The 16802-nt window shown below is 42.9% G+C and carries 13 protein-coding genes, 1 tRNA gene, 1 other RNA gene and 1 pseudogene; 8 read left to right on the forward strand and 8 right to left on the reverse strand.

Translation table 11 applies throughout. From position 1 onward, the window contains the following. The first annotated feature begins 354 nt into the window (after positions 1 to 354). From ffs to MSWH1_RS20620, 8 genes and pseudogenes are all read left to right on the forward strand, one after another. An RNA gene (gene ffs / locus MSWH1_RS18570) (signal recognition particle sRNA) lies at positions 355 to 669 on the forward strand. 149 nt (positions 670 to 818) lie between these two features. After that, positions 819 to 903, forward strand: a tRNA-Ser gene (locus MSWH1_RS14960). A 230-nt stretch (positions 904 to 1133) separates the two neighbouring features. Beyond that, entirely contained in the window at positions 1134 to 1832 is a 699-nt protein-coding gene (locus tag MSWH1_RS14965; RefSeq protein WP_048129737.1) for an RAD55 family ATPase, read from the forward strand. 452 nt (positions 1833 to 2284) lie between these two features. Further along, positions 2285 to 4654, forward strand: a complete 2370-nt coding sequence (locus MSWH1_RS14970; protein WP_231585739.1) for a type II/IV secretion system ATPase subunit — start codon at positions 2285 to 2287, stop codon at positions 4652 to 4654. Between the two features lie 10 nt (positions 4655 to 4664). Then, complete coding sequence (locus MSWH1_RS14975; RefSeq protein WP_048129738.1) at positions 4665 to 6614, forward strand: type II secretion system F family protein; 1950 nt, start codon at positions 4665 to 4667, stop codon at positions 6612 to 6614. Positions 6615 to 7178: 564 nt separating this feature from the next. Then, on the forward strand, positions 7179 to 7676 hold the full coding sequence (locus MSWH1_RS14980; RefSeq protein ID WP_048129739.1) for a flavodoxin family protein: 498 nt from the start codon (positions 7179 to 7181) through the stop codon (positions 7674 to 7676). A 707-nt stretch (positions 7677 to 8383) separates the two neighbouring features. Then, positions 8384 to 8515 (forward strand): annotated as a pseudogene (locus MSWH1_RS20615) (hypothetical protein); the annotation flags it as partial. A gap of 94 nt (positions 8516 to 8609) precedes the next feature. Then, positions 8610 to 8873 (forward strand): DUF1638 domain-containing protein, encoded by a 264-nt coding sequence (locus MSWH1_RS20620; protein WP_255350467.1) that lies wholly within the window; start codon positions 8610 to 8612, stop codon positions 8871 to 8873. A 177-nt stretch (positions 8874 to 9050) separates the two neighbouring features. Here MSWH1_RS20620 and MSWH1_RS14995 read toward each other — a convergent pair whose 3' ends face one another. Genes MSWH1_RS14995 through mmcA form a run of 8 tightly spaced genes read right to left on the reverse strand, consistent with a single transcriptional unit; the run spans position 9051 to position 15629 of the window. Next, positions 9051 to 9386 carry a DUF4870 domain-containing protein gene (locus MSWH1_RS14995; RefSeq protein WP_048129741.1) on the reverse strand — a complete coding sequence of 112 codons (336 nt, stop codon included), beginning with the start codon at positions 9384 to 9386 and terminating at the stop codon, positions 9051 to 9053. A 50-nt stretch (positions 9387 to 9436) separates the two neighbouring features. Then, the gene (locus MSWH1_RS15000; protein ID WP_369798612.1) at positions 9437 to 10222 is read right to left on the reverse strand and encodes a Fe-S cluster domain-containing protein; all 786 of its coding nucleotides are present in this window, start codon (positions 10220 to 10222) and stop codon (positions 9437 to 9439) included. A gap of 1 nt (position 10223) precedes the next feature. Further along, entirely contained in the window at positions 10224 to 10814 is a 591-nt protein-coding gene (gene rnfA, locus MSWH1_RS15005) for an Rnf electron transport complex subunit RnfA (protein ID WP_048129743.1), read from the reverse strand. Between the two features lies 1 nt (position 10815). Continuing rightward, positions 10816 to 11433, reverse strand: coding sequence for an Rnf electron transport complex subunit RnfE (gene rnfE / locus MSWH1_RS15010; RefSeq protein WP_048129744.1), 618 nt, complete (start codon positions 11431 to 11433; stop codon positions 10816 to 10818). A gap of 1 nt (position 11434) precedes the next feature. Then, positions 11435 to 12001 carry an Rnf electron transport complex subunit RnfG gene (gene rnfG, locus MSWH1_RS15015; protein WP_048129745.1) on the reverse strand — a complete coding sequence of 189 codons (567 nt, stop codon included), beginning with the start codon at positions 11999 to 12001 and terminating at the stop codon, positions 11435 to 11437. Further along, on the reverse strand, positions 11994 to 12860 hold the full coding sequence (rnfD, locus tag MSWH1_RS15020) for an Rnf electron transport complex subunit RnfD (RefSeq protein WP_048129746.1): 867 nt from the start codon (positions 12858 to 12860) through the stop codon (positions 11994 to 11996). The genes rnfG and rnfD overlap by 8 nt, the downstream gene beginning before the upstream one ends. Continuing rightward, the gene (gene rnfC / locus MSWH1_RS15025; protein ID WP_231591813.1) at positions 12857 to 14173 is read right to left on the reverse strand and encodes an Rnf electron transport complex subunit RnfC; all 1317 of its coding nucleotides are present in this window, start codon (positions 14171 to 14173) and stop codon (positions 12857 to 12859) included. The genes rnfD and rnfC overlap by 4 nt, the downstream gene beginning before the upstream one ends. A gap of 4 nt (positions 14174 to 14177) precedes the next feature. Beyond that, entirely contained in the window at positions 14178 to 15629 is a 1452-nt protein-coding gene (gene mmcA, locus MSWH1_RS15030; RefSeq protein ID WP_231585738.1) for a methanogenesis multiheme c-type cytochrome, read from the reverse strand. Positions 15630 to 16802 lie beyond the last annotated feature (1173 nt).

Consider the following 16802-nt stretch of genomic DNA (forward strand, 5'->3'; position numbering starts at 1 on the left):
TACCTATATTATGTATCTATTACTTTGAAAAACGACGTATAAATAAATAAGGTATTTTATTCATTAGAACATATATTTTGAAGTTTTATAGGCTCTCCATTAACCTTTCTTTGATATGTATAAATAGCTTTTAAAAATAGCTTTTAAAAATAGCTTTTAAAAATAGCTTTTAAAAACAGATTCGGCAGAAAAATATTCAGCCCTTTAGTGTTTTGCCCAAATATATGATTTCTCAATAAATATTTACCTGATACGTTTTTTCGATTTCCAGGGCACATAGTATATGTAGGGAAAAGGATTTAAAATGCATAACGGGAGGGATAGTTTTATAAGTGACTAATGTCTTTACATAGTTGATGAGCTAGTCTGGGTAGCCCGGCGTTACCTGTAACCCGAAATCGCCGATATGCGGGGGACGAAGCCAAAGGAAGATGAGTCAAAGAGATTCCAGCCTGTGGTCTCAACTGAGAAGCCCCGTCCTGCTTGGATAGTGCAGGTATGCGGACTTGCTGGAGAACAGGTTCTCATGCCCTAACCGCGGAAACCGGTCGAGGCCCGGAAGGGAGCAGACTCACCGTGGGCAACCGTCGCTTGCGGGGTCGCGGGGTGGAGAAGAGATTTCAGTCTACTGAAGTCTCCGAGACGCAACGACCTGCGGTGTGCTCATCACTAAACACATCACTTATTAGTTTTTGAGAGATTGGTTTTATAATATAACTGTAATTTTTCAGAAGGAATGATTTATCTTAAGTAATTTCTCCGGAAAAGGTTAAATATATGAAATGCATTTTAGGGGACGCGTTTCTAAAGTTCAATATGACGAGATAGCCAAGCCCGGTATGGCGCGGGATTGCTAATCCCGTGATGCCTCGCATCCCGGGGGTTCGAGTCCCCCTCTCGTCGTTTCCTTTTTTTCACAGATTTTTTACTCTGTATTTCTTTTTCTGCTATGTCCTGTATTTTTCTTAAAATACTGTGTGCAAATTTTAAATAAGAGCTCGACTTATACCCTGTAATAAAAAATTCAGTTTTGCGCCCTCTCTCATAAGTCTCATAATTCAAGAGCTTTAAGGTTTTACTATAAATTCAAGATAAAGGATTTGATGTGTACATAAATTAATTGAGTCGGCTCAATGACACGAATATCATCAGGAATACCTGAACTTGACGAAAGGATCGGCGGTGGATACCTACCAGGCAGAGTTCTTCTTATTACTGGAGACACAGGAACTGGCAAGACTACTTTTACGATTCATTTTCTGCATCAGGCATGTTTAGATGGTAAAAAATGCGTCCTGGTCGCAACAGAAGAACTACCCGAAGATATCCTCGAACTATCTGAAATGCTGGGCCTCGGGCTTACCAAATATTATGAATCAGGTCAGTTAACCATTGAAAAGTCTTTTCAAAAACGTTCCGAGAAAGTCCAGACTTCCAAATTTGGGTTTACCCCTGAAGGTCTCGAGATAGATCTGCCCACACTTTCGGATTATGTGCCTGAAGGGACTGGAGTTGTGGTTATTGATAATATCGGAGTTTTTACTCTTCGCCTCTCGATTCAGGATTTCAGGGACCAGTTTGATGCTCTAACCTTCATCCTGAGCACAAAGGAAGGTTGCACATCCATGTTCGTCATGGACGATACTGCATTAAAGGAGACCCATAACCTTGCAGAATACTCGGTAAGCGGCTGTCTCCGGCTCATGGTAGACGAAAACCCCTATACAGGGAATGTTGAGCGCTACATAAAGATTCCTAAAATGCGAAGGACATACCTCAGTCTGAATCCGATCAGGTTTGAAATAACCTTATCAGGGATAAAACTCCTTTGAAAATCTACATTTTCTCTAATCTTATTGATTACTCCTTTTTTTCATTCATTTTTTTCACTTTTTCATCTCCTTTTTCATTCATCTCCTTTGATTTTCCTGTTCTTTTAAAACATCCCTTTTTGTGTTTCAAAAGAGAAACAATTACTCAGCTAATTTATACATTCTATATTAATAATATAATGTAAATATATTTTTTAATAAATATAATTTATTAATGAAAGGATTAATACGATTAAACTCTATTTTTTATATGATTGAGAAATGCAAATTTCATTATTAGTCCATTAAATCCTCAAAAAGGAGTGAAAAATGGCTTTAAAAGAACATTCAAAATATTGATCAATATAACTAATAATGCTGAAAAAGCATTAGAATACATATAAAAAAAGAAAACAGTAATCCACATATAATTATCTACTAATAAAGAACTTTGTTAGGGGAACAAATCTTTGGTGGGACAAGCTTCTATAGTTTCCAAAAACGAGAAATCTCCGGATGACTCAGAAAAACCAGACAAAAATATGCTTAAAGGCGACGGGAAAGATGCTCAGGCAGGGAAATTCAGTCTTCTACAGGTGCCTATAAAAAGGACGTATTCTGAAGATACTCTAAATATAGCTAACATTAACAGCCCCCAGGCTGGTAACAACAACAGAGATAGAGAAAATATTCAGAAGGAAGCTTCGGGAACTGAGAATACAGAGAATGAAAATACAGAATACGAAAATATAGACCTTCCTTACATGAAATTCAAGATCGAAAACCGGAAAACTAAACCTGTACTCAAAACTGTTCAACTTAAGAATTTATCTCCGGAAACTGGGACAAAGAAAGACACGATAAATAAATTCGTATCGGAGAATCCTCCTTTTATAGAAGCAACTGGAACTCAAAAACCTACATATTCAGAAGAAATTGAAGATCTTGGACCGAACCCCTCCATTTATTCAGAAGTAGCTCTTGAACCAAAACTTGTTGATTCTGCAGAAACTGCTCCTGAAAAGAAAGTCGAACTTATTCCTGAAGCCGAAAAAAAAGGTAAAAATTCAAATAAAACTTCAAGTAAAAATAAAAAAATTCACCGGAAAACAAAAATTAAGAAAAAGTCCGGATTCACCGAGAATATGAAGGATCTGGGACGTGACATAGTTGGGATCGAAGAAGGAGAAAAATTAAGTGATAAGCTTAAAAAGTTCTTTGGTGAAGTAAAAACCCCCGAAGGGGCAAAAAAGAAGTTTGCAGAAATCATCCGGAGTCTTAAGGATGAAGATATCCGGGTTCTTCCCCCATATGACCCTGAAACCTGCGGTCCGCTTCTTGAGTATGAAATTCCGGCAGGATTTACTGAAATAGAACGCTACTGGGTAGAGGAACCTTACGCCTTTATCAGCATAATTGAAAACGTGGAAATGAAATATTATTATGCTGTTGAGCCCACTCTCACCACCTATGAAAAAGCTGTTCTTGAGAGGGTCCGGGACAATCTGGAAGATGTCCTTACCCAGGAAGATATAATATCCAGACAGGAAAAGGACGTCAGTCTCATAAACAGAAGCATGAGGCTTCTGGATCAGTACTATAGTACCCTGGAAGTTTCCTCGATTCATAAGATAATGTATTTCCTCAGGAGGAATTTCATCGGGTACGAAAGGATAAATCCGCTCATTAGGGATCCGAATATCGAAGATATTTCCTGTTCAGGTATTGAGATCCCTATCTACCTCTTCCACCAAAAGTACAATAACATCGTGACCAATGTCCATTTAGGAGAAAAAGAACTGGATTCTCTGGTTGTCAAGCTTTGCCAGAGGAGCGGCAAACATATCTCCATAGGAGAACCGATTGTAGACGCAACTCTTCCTGACGGTTCAAGGATTCAGGCAACCCTTGGAAAAGAAATCACAACAAGGGGTAGTTCCTATACTATCCGTAAATTCAAAGGAGACCCCATAACCCCAATTGACCTTATCAGGTATGGGACATGCAGCATGGAGATGATGGCTTACTACTGGATTGCCATTGAAAACAACATCAGTGTACTTTTGGCAGGAGGTACTGCTTCGGGTAAGACCTCCCTTATGAACGCGATTTCTCTTTTCATCCCGAGGCTGTCAAAGGTAGTGTCCATTGAAGATACCAGGGAAATCATGCTCCATCACGAAAACTGGATCGCAGGCGCAACCAGAAAATCGTTTACTGTAGATGGTACCGGAGAGGTGTCCATGTATGAACTCCTGACAGCTGCCCTCAGGCAGCGCCCGGAATATATTATTGTAGGGGAGGTCCGAGGAAAGGAGGCTCTTACCCTTTTCCAGGCAATGTCAACAGGACATACGACTTATTCGACAATGCATGCAAGCGATGTGCAGACAGTTGTTAACAGGCTTGAAAACGAACCAATAAATGTCCCACACGTGATGATGCAGGCCCTTGGAGTCATCAGTATCCAGATACAGACATATGTCAATGAGAAAAGGGTCAGGAGAACCAACACAATTGTAGAGATTACAGGGCTTGATGCAAGGTCAGGAAGTCTCAGGATCAATGAATTTTATCGATGGGATCCTTTGCAGGATATATTCAAACGGGCCGGGGATTCCTATGTGCTCAATGAAATTATGAAAGCAAGAGGCTGGAAACCTGAAAAACTATTTATTGAGTTTAAGAACCGGGAACAGATCCTTGCCCACCTGACAACAAAACAGATCCGTGATTACGTGAGTGTTTCCCTGATAGTGCATATGTATGCCACAAACCCGCAGCTTGTAATGGAAGCGATTGGAAATGATACCCTGTCGGATATGATACTGCACTACACTTAAGGAGGTCTCCATGAACGCTATAAATACCCTAGCATTCAGAATCTTTGGAGAAAAAATCCTTGAGAATGAAGACAGGTTTTCCCTGTTCAAGAGAAAGATTCGCCAGTCTCAGATTCCTCTGCCTGCAGAACAGTATGTCTCAACTGCAATTTTATTTTCCCTGCTTGCGGGAATCTTCGGCGGGCTTGCAGGTTTACTGATAGGAGGGTGGACTTTCAGGGGTATTACCCCGGAAAGTATTGTTTCGACGTCTGGCATTTCATACACGGTAATCAATGCAGTTGAAACTCCGACTTTTATTGGAACGCACCTTCCCTTAATATTTACGGTTGTGGGGGCCCTCCTCTTTTTCTCGATGATCGGAGCCCTTACCTATGGGCTTTTTATGGCTTACCCGTCCATGAAAGCTGATAACAGAAAGCGAGCTATCAATACATCAATGCCCCATGCAACTGCTTTTCTCTATGTTATGCAGAGGGGCGGGGGCATGACTATCTTTGACATCATGAAGTCGCTTTCGAATTATTCTCACATATACGGGACTGCTTCAAGGGAATTCAGAAACATTATAAGGGATATGGAATATTTTGGAAAAGACCTTCAGGATGCCCTCTGGGATGCAGCCGACAGGACGCCGTCCGAACAGTTCAAAGATCTTGTAGACGGCTTGATTTCAGTAGTATCCAGTGGAGGAGACGTTACCCTTTACCTGAAAAACAAGACAGACGTATATAAAAACGCTGCCAATAAAGAACAAAAGCATTTCCTTGAGACTCTCGGGCTCCTGGCAGAGGTCTATATTACTGTATTCGTTGTAGGCCCCCTATTCCTTATGGTAATCCTCGTGGTCATGAATATGATCGATAATAGGGGACCCACCCAACTCTATCTCCTGGTATATGGAGCAATTCCCTTCGGGTCAATGATCTTCCTCATCTTCCTGGATATGCTTACAGGAGATGCGGAAAAGATGCCGGAGGAGAGAATCACCGGAATTAAGCAGGATTCTTTCAGTGATGTAAGGGTAAAGCCAGTTACAGAAAAAGATGAGGAACTGCTCCAAAAGCTGGAGTTTTATGAAAAAGTAGCCAGGGTCAAAAATGTGCTTCTGCACCCTATAAGGGCTATGCTTGACAGGCCAACATCTGTTTTTATAATAAGCGCTCCCGTTGCGCTCGGGTACTTTGGATATCATTTCATGAAACACATGCCATACTACGGAGGATTCGTTGAAACTGCATCTACCCTTGACGATTATATCTATGTAACCCTTCTTGTCCTTTTAATTCCCTACATTATCTTCCACGAAATCGAGGTTAGGAGGGTCAGGCAGATTGAGGATGATGTCCCAGAGTTCCTTAAAAGGCTTGCAAGTATCAACGGAACAGGAATTCTGCTTTCCGATGCAATTGCTATTACAGCCCAGTCAAATATGGGGAAACTGAAATCCGAAATAAAATGTACGGTTGCGGATATCCGCTGGAACTCGAACCTCGTAGGAGCCCTGAAACGTTTTGAAGCCAGGGTACGGACCAACATGGCCCGGCGAAGCCTGACCCTTATAGCCAAAGCAAGTGAATCCACAGGAAATATCCACCAGGTTATCAGTACAGTTGCGGATGATGCTGATATTGAGAAAAACCTTAAAAGAGAGCGTTCTGCAGAGATGTTTATTTATGTCTTCATAATCTTCGTGACCTTCTGCGTCTTCCTGATCATAGTATATGTGCTTGCTGCGTTCTTCCTCCCTGCCCTTGACGGTTCCAGCAATCCGGCAATGTCCATGGGAGGCTTTAATCTGAAGGAGTATACCCTACTCTTCTTCCATGCAGCTCTTTTGCAGGGCTTAGGCTCGGGGTTGGTTGCAGGGAAAATGGGTTCGGGAAGTGTATCTTCAGGGCTCAAACACTCCGTTTTAATGATGACATTGTCCTACTTGCTGTTCATCGTGTTTATCTGAATTCGAGATTCCGGGTACCCTTCAGGGGGCTTTATCCTCCAGGTTTGTTAAGTCCGGAATACTCATTTTCCTTTTTTTTAACATAATTCCCTGCACTAACACGGTTTCCCGTAGTTTAATTTTCAGGGTCTGTTTCCCGATTTTCCGCATCAATTTTGAAAATTCCATTTACCCGTTTAAACCTGGAACTTCTTTCAATCCACTTTCTTTTTAAAGACAAACATATTATTTTGAGGAAGATGGCAAAAAAACACAACAATGAAGAAAAATTTCAAAAAGGTTGTTTTTTTTGTTAATTTAATATTTATAAGAAATCAGGTTCGATAGGTCTTGAACAAAGCCACTGTACCAAGTTCGTATTCATGTAAAGCCGAAACGGACGAATGGACAGAACTCAGTAGAGATGATATAGCCCGAATTAACGCTCATGAAGATGCCGATGGTCTTCTATGAAATGAGAAGCCACTAAGTCTTTAGCTTAGGAGTAGTTCACACATTTTACCAACCCCTGTTCTTATATATTAGTACAATATATTTTGTATATCAATTATAAGGGGGAAGTTCATGAAAACATTAGTAACATACATGACACAGACAGGAAACACAAAGAAGATCGCAGAAGCTATTTATGGGGAAATTACTGGTGAAAAGGATATCAAAGACATCAAAGACGTAAGCAACTTTGAAGGCTATGACCTTGTATTTGTGGGTTTCCCGGTAATGCAATTTAACATTCCAGAGAAGGTTTCAAAATTAGTAAAAGAGAATGTGGCTAGTAAGAACATAGCATTCTTCATGACCCATGCTGTTCCTGAAGGATTTGAAGCCATTCATTCATGGACTGGTTCTACCAAGGATATCGCAGCCAGTGGCAATTATCTTGGTACATTTGAATGCCAGGGTGAACTTGCACAACCTATTATTGATATGCTCGAAAAGTCCGATGACCCTCAGATGAAAGAATTTGCTAAGATAGGTCCTTCCACAAAAGGACAGCCCGATGCATCCCGTGTTCAGAAAGCAAAGGAATTTGCAAAGGAAATTCAGGCAAAAGTCAAGTGACCGGATATATTCCAAATGATCCGTATCTCACTAATCTTTTTACCTTTTTCTATTTTAATATAATATAATATAATATAATACTCCGAATCTATTTTTCATTTTTTTTGATTCAATGCAATCTTTTAACTTTCAGTTCATTTAATGTCGAAAATTTTTACTGGCATCAAATCAAAAACCGAAAAACAAAATTTCCCGAAATAAGCTAAAAACATTAACTTAACAATAGAGAACCGGACAAACCTTAATGCGCTCACAGCTGTCGGAACTACGGAGAGAAGCTTAGCTGCCCCCCACATACTCTTCATTGAGGAGTTCAAGAAGACCCTTTTAGAATACAGCAATATACTCCTCCTTGTTGAGGAACACAACACTGCAGATGTGCAGGATATCCTCGAAACCTGGGAAAACTCCAGAAAGAATCCTTCCGTAAAATGTTCAAGTTTGAACAGGAAACTTTCAGGAAAGGCCTTATCTACGCCACCTACTCCGGCCCGGCACCTGCTCCGGCCCGGTACCTGCTACAGCAGTTGATTGTGGTTGAAAAAAGGAATAGTTTCGGGCTGCTCCAGAAACTCAAGTCAGATAACTGCCTTCCCGGAACAGCGCCCCTGGGAAGGGTTCCTTTTCTCCTGGAAAAACGGGTACGGCTCTGGCTTCATGACGATATCGATCTCCTTAAGTCTGAAGTCTACGGAAAGATCAGGGAAATGGCAGCATTCTCGGATGGAATCCTCCTCTTTTACTGCAGTTGCGGAGAAGCCTTTGAGAGTCTGGAAGAGGATTTTTCGGGATTTGAGTGCCCCCTTTACTGCCTGAAAGACGGAAATAGGGAAATCGTGGCAGACTGCATAAGCGCCGCCCTCGGGGGAAACACCGCCTACAGCGAAACCATATATAGACCTTCAGGGGGACTGGCGCCCTCTACTTCACGCCATGTGGGCCTCGAGCTGGAAAGAGTGGAGAGAAGAAAGGAAGAAATCCCGGAATTTCAACAACGATTTCCTGAAGGACCCAAGAAACTCACGAGTTGTAAAAATCGATACCGGCCTTTCATACAACCCTGATTTCCATAAAAATATCCGGGGTTTTGCCCGCACTTTCGACATGGAAATTATGGAAATAAAGGGAAGTGCTGAACTTGCAGAGAAATCCTATAGGGCCGCCAAAAAAGGTGTTATCCAGCATACTCTGGAGTGATTTTTCCATAATATTTTCCATAAATACAAAAATAATCCAAAATGAGAAAAATAATCCAAAATGAGAAAAATAATCCAAAATGAGAAAAATAATCCAAAATGAGAAAAATAATCCAAAAAGAAAAGGTTGAATTGCCCTTTGGGGGACAATTCGGTTTTTCAGGTTAAATCTGTTTGTTTACTCACCATAGGCAAAATTGTAGGCAATCTTTCCTATGATTGGGATTTTGAACTTTGAGCCCCTGAAGGCCATGTACATCGGGATCACGATGAGAAGCATCCCGGGCATTCCGACACTGTCTGCAATGGCCCAGCCGATCGTTGGGATCCATGCCACCAGGAAAAGGAAGAGAACATACGGCATGAAGAGCAGGACCGACTGCATGGCGTGGAAGCGGACAAACTTGTTCTTGCGCTCAAGGAGCAAGAAGAACAGGCCAGAGAGCCAACCCACAGGGTAACAAAGAGCTGCCACGATATTTTCAGGCAAGCCAAGGAAAGTTTTGTACGGCATATTTTTCACCTCGTTAGTCTTAAAAGGCTGTCAGAAAAAACGAGCCCGGATTACCGGAGCTCGATTGATTTCTGCGGGCAGATAGCAACACAGGCTCCGCATGCTGTACACTTTTCCTGATCAATTTCAGCCAGGAAGTTGGTGACCTTGATAGCGCCTGTGGGGCATTCTTTTTCACATTTCTTACAGCCGATACAGCCGACTTCACAGACCGCCTTAACGTCTTTACCTTTATCGTGGGAGCGGCAGAGAACATGCACTTTCTCTGAGTCCCTGGCAAAGGTAAGTATACCGTTAGGGCAGGCTGCAATGCAGTTCCCACAGCTGGTACAGAGATTCTTGTTCACAACCGGGAAGCCGTCTTCTCCCATGGAGAGGGCATCGAACTGGCAGGCTCTGACACAGGTCCCAAGGCCAATACAGCCGTAGGTACAACCTTTCTTGGAATCACAGAGCATGAGGGCAGCTTTGCAGCCCTCCACTCCATGATAATCATAAAGGGTCGTACAGTGAGCCTGTCCACCCTGACAGCGGACAAAAGGGAAAGCCTTCTCAGACTCCGTAACTTCCTGGCCAAGAAGAGCACCGATCTGCTTTGCAACCTCAAAACCGCCTACAGGGCAACTGTTTATAGGAGCACCCTGTTCAACGATTGCTTCAGCGCATGCTGCACAACCTGCAAATCCGCAACCTCCACAGTTTGCCCCTGGCAAAAGGGAAGCAACATCATCAATAAGGGGATTCGAATCGATCTTAAAGACCTTGGAAGCAATGACCAGCATTACCCCAACTGCAAACCCCAGGCCCGCAAGTACGGCTATAGAGTTTATGAGCACATCACTCAAGTGGAATCACCCCGAAGAAGTTCACGAAAGACATCGACATAATAGTCGCAATGAAGAAGGCGTATGTTACACCCCTTCCTACGGACTTCGGCACTTCTACCAGGTCGCTCCTTTCCCTTATTGCAGCCATCATCAGCATAGCAACCGTATAGCCAAGCCCTGCGGCAACTCCGAAGACAACGCTCTGAGCGAAATTGTAATCGTTCATGACATTGAGGAGCACAGCCCCGAGAACCGCACAGTTGGTAGTAATCAGAGGTAGGTAGATCCCAAGGGAACGATAAAGGGCAGGCACATGTTTCCTAACGATAAACTCTACAAGCTGCACAAGTGCTGCGATAACTACGATGAAAGCGATAGTCCGCAGAAACTCCAGCTTGAGGGGTACTAAAATGAAATTATACAGAGCAAAGGATACGGTTGCTGCCATCGCCATGACGAAGACTACAGCGCCCGACATTCCTGAAGCACTTTTCAAGTCCTTGGTTACGCCCACAAAAGAACATAGACCCAGGAACTGAATGAGAAGAAAGTTCTTGATGAACACTCCTTCAAGAAAGATTGTAAATAGAGATTCTGCCATTTTAACCACCCTTTGCAGCTTTCTGCTGCCTGCGATAGTTCACAATGGTCATCAACACTGCAATTGTGAGGAAGGCACCTGGTGACATGGTCATGAACATTGCAGGGGTTATTATACCACTCAGGTTGATGAGAGTCATTCCGAACGGATCAATTATGCCGGTCCCCAGCAGTTCTCTGATTCCTCCGATGAGAATTAACACGAGCAGGAAACCCGTACCCTCACCAAGAGCGTCGATAATCGAATAAAAGACCCCATTTTTCAGGGCGTAGGCCTCAGCCCTTCCAATAACAATACAATTGACCACGATCAAAGGAATGAACACGCCGAGAGATGCGTACAGGTCCGGTGTAAATGCTTCCATCACCATGTCAACGATCGTAACGAAAGTTGCAATGACAATAATTTCAATGGGAAGCCTAACTGTTCCCGGAATTCCTTTTCGGATCGCAGAAACCATCATGTTCGAACCTACCAACACGAACAGTGTACCCATGGCCATACCGATCCCGTTTTCCACGGATGTTGTGACTGCTAGAGTCGGACAGAGCCCGAGCACAAGCCCAAAGGTAGGGTTGTCTTTAGTAATTCCGCGTATAAATTCACTTATAGGATTCATATCAGCCCTCCTGTGCGGATACATAATCAACTGCACTGTGCAGCGCATCTACCACTGCCTGTGAAGAGATCGTAGCTCCAGAAATCGCATCAACTTGACCACCATTTTTGGTCAAACTCGTATCGGCCACCGGAAGATCCACAAACTGCCCCTGGAATTCAGGGGTGGTAATAAGGGCTCCTAAACCAGGGGTTTCGGAATGTTTCATAACCTGAAACCCTGTGATCGTACCAAAATCCGAGGAAATTCCCGCAAGCAATTGAATCATACCTTGGGCTCCTACCTGGTTCCGTTCAACCACATAGCCTACAACATTTCCGGAAGAATCAACTCCCCGGTAGTAAAGCACAACAGGATTTCCATCATCATCTACCTCAGATCCGGTAACTGGTTCGAAATCAGAAGCCTGAGGAAGGATTGCCTTCATGGCTTCTTTCTGCTGCTCTGCCTGTAAAAGTTCGAGCTTTGCCTGGGTAGGAGTATAGGTGAGCGCAAGCAAAGCTGCAGCAACAGCAGAAATTACCACTATTGTTACAATAACTTTTGTAATTTCCTTACTATCACTCATCCGCTACACCTCCCATGGGTTTTGGAAGAGTTTTAAGTTCAATGAATGGAGCTACCGCGTTTGACAGAAGCAGGGCATAAAGGGTACCCCATACATAGTTTCCTGAGAAATACCCATAAACCACGGTAAGAAACCCACAAAGGATTCCATAAACAATTCTTCCGTTCCGGGTTACCGGACTTGTAACGGTTTCCGTGGCAAGGAAGAACACTCCAAGAAGGAAAGTCCCCGAAACCACATAAGCCAGGGGGTCTCCAAGAGCTAAAGCCAGGATAACCGTTGTCAAGAGATATGATAGCGGGATTCTCCACTCAATATATTTCACAAGTATGAGTATAACTCCTGCAAGAAGCACAAGGATCGGAGAAACATCTGTAAGGAATCCGGCTCCATTCTCAAGGATCAGGTCCGAAAAGCTACTTAAAATCGGGATAGTTCCCGGAAGCATGTCCTGAGCCCAGGCAAGGCTTAAGAAAACCCAGGCTGCAAGTGAGGGATGGAAAATATAAGACCCGATTCCTCCAAATGCATGCTTCCCAACTCCTACAGCAAACGCCCCTCCTATAAAAATCATCCAGGCAGGAAGTGTAGGCGGAGAAATGAGAGCAAGCAAGAGCCCAAGATAGATGGCATTTCCGTCTAGTATTGTAAGCTTCTTATTGAACGCCTTTTGGATTACAAACTCGATACCCACTGCCCCTAAAATTGAAGCAATTAAGTTCCCTAGAGCAGCAAATCCAAAGAAATAAACAGCTGCTGCACTGATGGGTAACAGGGCAAAAATCCTACTCCATATGAGATTTTTGATGAAAATTTTCTTTTTTCTATGAGGAGGGGGAGATACCGTAAAGGATGTCATTCCGTCGCCTCCACTGTTTCGTTCTTTTGATTCATAATCTGAAGCTTTGAATAGCGTATGAGCTGCACAAGATGTTTCTTAGCAGGACAGACTACAGCACATTCTCCGCATTCGATACAATTTAAAGCAAAATAATCTTTGCACCTATCAAACATGCCCTGGTCAGCCATAGCGGCAATTCTCCCAGGCAGCAGGTTCATGGGACAGACATCCACGCAACGTGCACAGTGAATGCAAACAGTTGCTTCGTCCCTCAGGACTTCAGCTTCTGTCTGGACGACAATTCCGACGGTATTCTTAACCACAGGCACCTCGTCCGTATACACGGCTACTCCGCCCATGGATCCATTAATAATAACCTTGCCGGGTTCGCCTTTATACCCTCCACAGGCATCGATTACGTCCTTGATCGGAGTCCCGAACTTGACAATTACAGTCTTCGGGTTATTAACCGCCCCTGTAACTGTTACTGCACTTTCGAGATAGGGTTTTCCCTCGTTGATTGCATCGTATACTGCTTTAGCAGATTTTACCCCGCATACTACTACATGAACATCTGGAAGCTCGTGTCCCAGCAGAAGTTTTCTACCCATTACATTGGCTGAAAGCAGGTTCATCATCGTAGGAGTGTATGTGATATTTCCTGCGGCAACAACGATAATCTGATCCTCTACGTCCTCAAGGTAGTAGTCAGCATGCCTCATTCCAACGATAGGAGCAACAGTAAGTGGTTTACCATCAACCTTTGCATTCTTAAAGGCTTTAATGGATTCCTTATCATCTGCCCTTAAAACAATGACCCCTCTTGGAATCCCGCTTGCCTCAAGCATAAGCTTGAACCCTTCAAGGACTTTGTCAAGAGAACTCAGATAAGCATGGGTAATAAGGGGAAAAGTTGCATTCATAAGCAGGGTGTCAATCCTCTTTCCAGGCTTAAGAGCAAGGTATGTGGGCTTTTCATAATACTCTACAATTCCCGCTTCCTTGATAATCTCAATTAACCTTGAAGGGGGCACATTCTTTTCAGGTATAAAATCAACCGTTTGCTCACACTCCGAAGGCGTGAGCACAACACTGAGGATTCTCTTTCCGCTGGGGTTTGGCATTAGTCCAATTGAGTTAACAGTCCCGCAGAAAGGGGAATGGACATAAGCGAGGTCACTGCCCTCGCATTCCCCCAATTTCTGACCGACAATAACTTCATCGCCTTTCTTTACCAGAGGAGCACAAGCAATTCCATCATGCTGCCTCATGGGTATAATTGCCTTTTCAGGCAGTTTGTCAATTTTAATAACGTCACTCAGGTTTGCCACCTCCTTAGAATGCAGGCTCTGTTTCAACCTCTACAGGTTTTGGCCTATCGTAAGTTACTGCGATACTCTTCACGGCCGAAGATTCTCCTCCGGGATCCTGCTCATAACCGAGGGCTGCCCAGTCAATCACGGCTTCATTCCCGTGACAGTCCTTGCAGGTGTATGGATCAGCAAGTCCAATATCACTGCTCACAATACTATGAACAACCTGGTAGTAGAGCTCCACAGTTCTCAACACCGCATTCGGGTAGTCGGCCTCTCCGTCTCCGTCAGCATCATAAGCCTGCATTTCTTCCACTGTGACTTCACCGTCCCCGTTGGCATCTGCTGCCTTTACATACTGTACCGGGATCGGATCTCCAGTAGAGATGCTAGTGTTCGGGTTTGCGAGCACTTCAGGGTCAGTACCTGCGTCCCACCAGGTTCCGGTAATATTATTGAACGGGGTAAGCATTACATCTGTGTCATTCCTTGTATCCACACTCGGAAGGACATCTCCGAAAGTTCCGTTGTACCAGGCAAGGGCAGGCTGGAAGTCTGCTTCCCGATAAACATCTTCTCGTTCTCCATTCTGCCAGCTGAAAGACTCAAGTGGCTTGCCACCCGGCAGATCTCCTCCCGGAAGTTTGGGGATATGGCAGGCTTCACAGGCAAGGAATTCCATGTGAGAGTCAGCAAACGGACCGTGAGAGATACCTGCATGGCACTCAGCGTCGTCACAGCTACGCATGGTACCATCATAGTGGCTCTCCGGAAGGTCAGGGGAATCAGAGGTGTTTCCACGTCCTATCTGGTGATCCGAGGTTATGATGAAACCTTCAGTGTGGTGACATTCCGTACATTCAACGCCTTTTGCTGCATGAACGTCTGACTCGGCATAGGATTCTTCATCGCCCCAGGATACAGCCCTCGGTTCCACATCGGTGATGTGACACTTCTCGGCACAAGAAGATTCCTGAGGAGCGCCGTTTACATTATCGTGGAAAACGATCAGCAGGGGGTAGGGGGTAAGAAGGTTAGCATTGTAGACAAAAAACTGTATAGGATTGGTCCTTGCAGCAAAACTGGAATTTACCATGGCTGCACTGTTTGCATCTTCATAATCTCCCTCTTCGATCTTCTCGGCACGGGCTTCGGAATCGTAGAGACCGTATTGCTCATGGCACATCATACAGTCAATGCCAATACCATATTTTGCAAGCGGACCTCCACCAGGATGATACTTCCCGAATTCTTTGACCCATTCCTCTTCTCCAGATGTCTCAAGATCAAAATTTGTAAGGGGAGACCACCGATTCATATCTACCTGTACATGATAAGAATCATTGACATTTTCGTAGACATCGAAGTGACAGCCTCCACAAACCGTATCGGACCATTCTCCCTTAGTCATGTAATGGGATGCTATTTGATCATTCCCTGCATAACCAAGAGAAGAATAGGCACCAGCAGCCATGAGAAGCAACACAGCGACTCCCGACACCAACAGATTTAACCTATTCATAACGACCACATTCTTTTTTTTTGTTCACGTTGTTATGTTCATGCTTGGAAAGAAACAAGGTTCAAATTTCAACAACTTGAAGCTTATATTGAATATGTTGATATTGAATATATTGAATAATGAATGAGATTGAAGGATATTTGCGGCTGAATCGTACACTGCTCGGGGTGTACACTGCCATTCCTTCCAGACCTCCAGTTGCATCATCCAGAGACCGAAAGGAAATCAATTAACGGAAAACTGAAGCGAGAAGGAACTGGCATGAGCAGCTAGCCTGGCCCTTTTTGGCATCATTGGTTTTCCTGAAGGCTTTTTGATCACCGGCTTTTTCCTTTCCTTGCTTTAGATAGCCATTTTACTCCTAAAAACAAAGCTAAATTCTACTTCAACGAAAAATGTTTGCGTGAAGTAATACTTATTTCTTTCGAAATAAGTTTGAGGGAATTGTACAGGCATTTATAATGTAATAAAAATATATATGCAATATATAACAAGTAACGTATAGTATATAGTTATATAATATACATAAGATCGATTTTAAATATTAAACTTATTTAATATATATAGTTTTCCAGAGAAAATATACATGATTATACATTAAAAATCAGGTAAAGGATCCACTCAAATAATCAGATGAAAAAAAAAACCCGATTGAGCCCTCAAAAACGAGGAAAGACACATAAAAAGGCATAATAACATGAGATAGAGACAAAATATGTTAAATTATGAAGTAGTCAATAACTAATAAGTCATTAACCATTAATCATGAGTCAACCAGTAATCAAAAAGAACAACTATAGAATGTCCTGCACATAACATGGGATATATGCAACACAAAAGAGATAGCAAAAGATCATAACAGATTTCCCATCAATAAAAAGAGACAACAAAAAAAAAACAAAAAATAGAATAAGAAGAAAAAATAGAAAAGTAAAGGAAAACATTGTAAATAAAAAAGTAATCAAAAAAAGGAATAAAAATAAAATTTCACTTTCACTTTCATTTTTATCTCGATACCGGTGAAAAAAAACATCTGGATCGAATCATAAAAATAACCCAAAATTAAAAAACAAGCAGGAAAAATTGATAGGACATGGATTCAAAATATAAAACACTATTTGCGTT

This window comes from Methanosarcina sp. WH1, from assembly GCF_000970005.1.
Lineage (GTDB): Archaea > Halobacteriota > Methanosarcinia > Methanosarcinales > Methanosarcinaceae > Methanosarcina.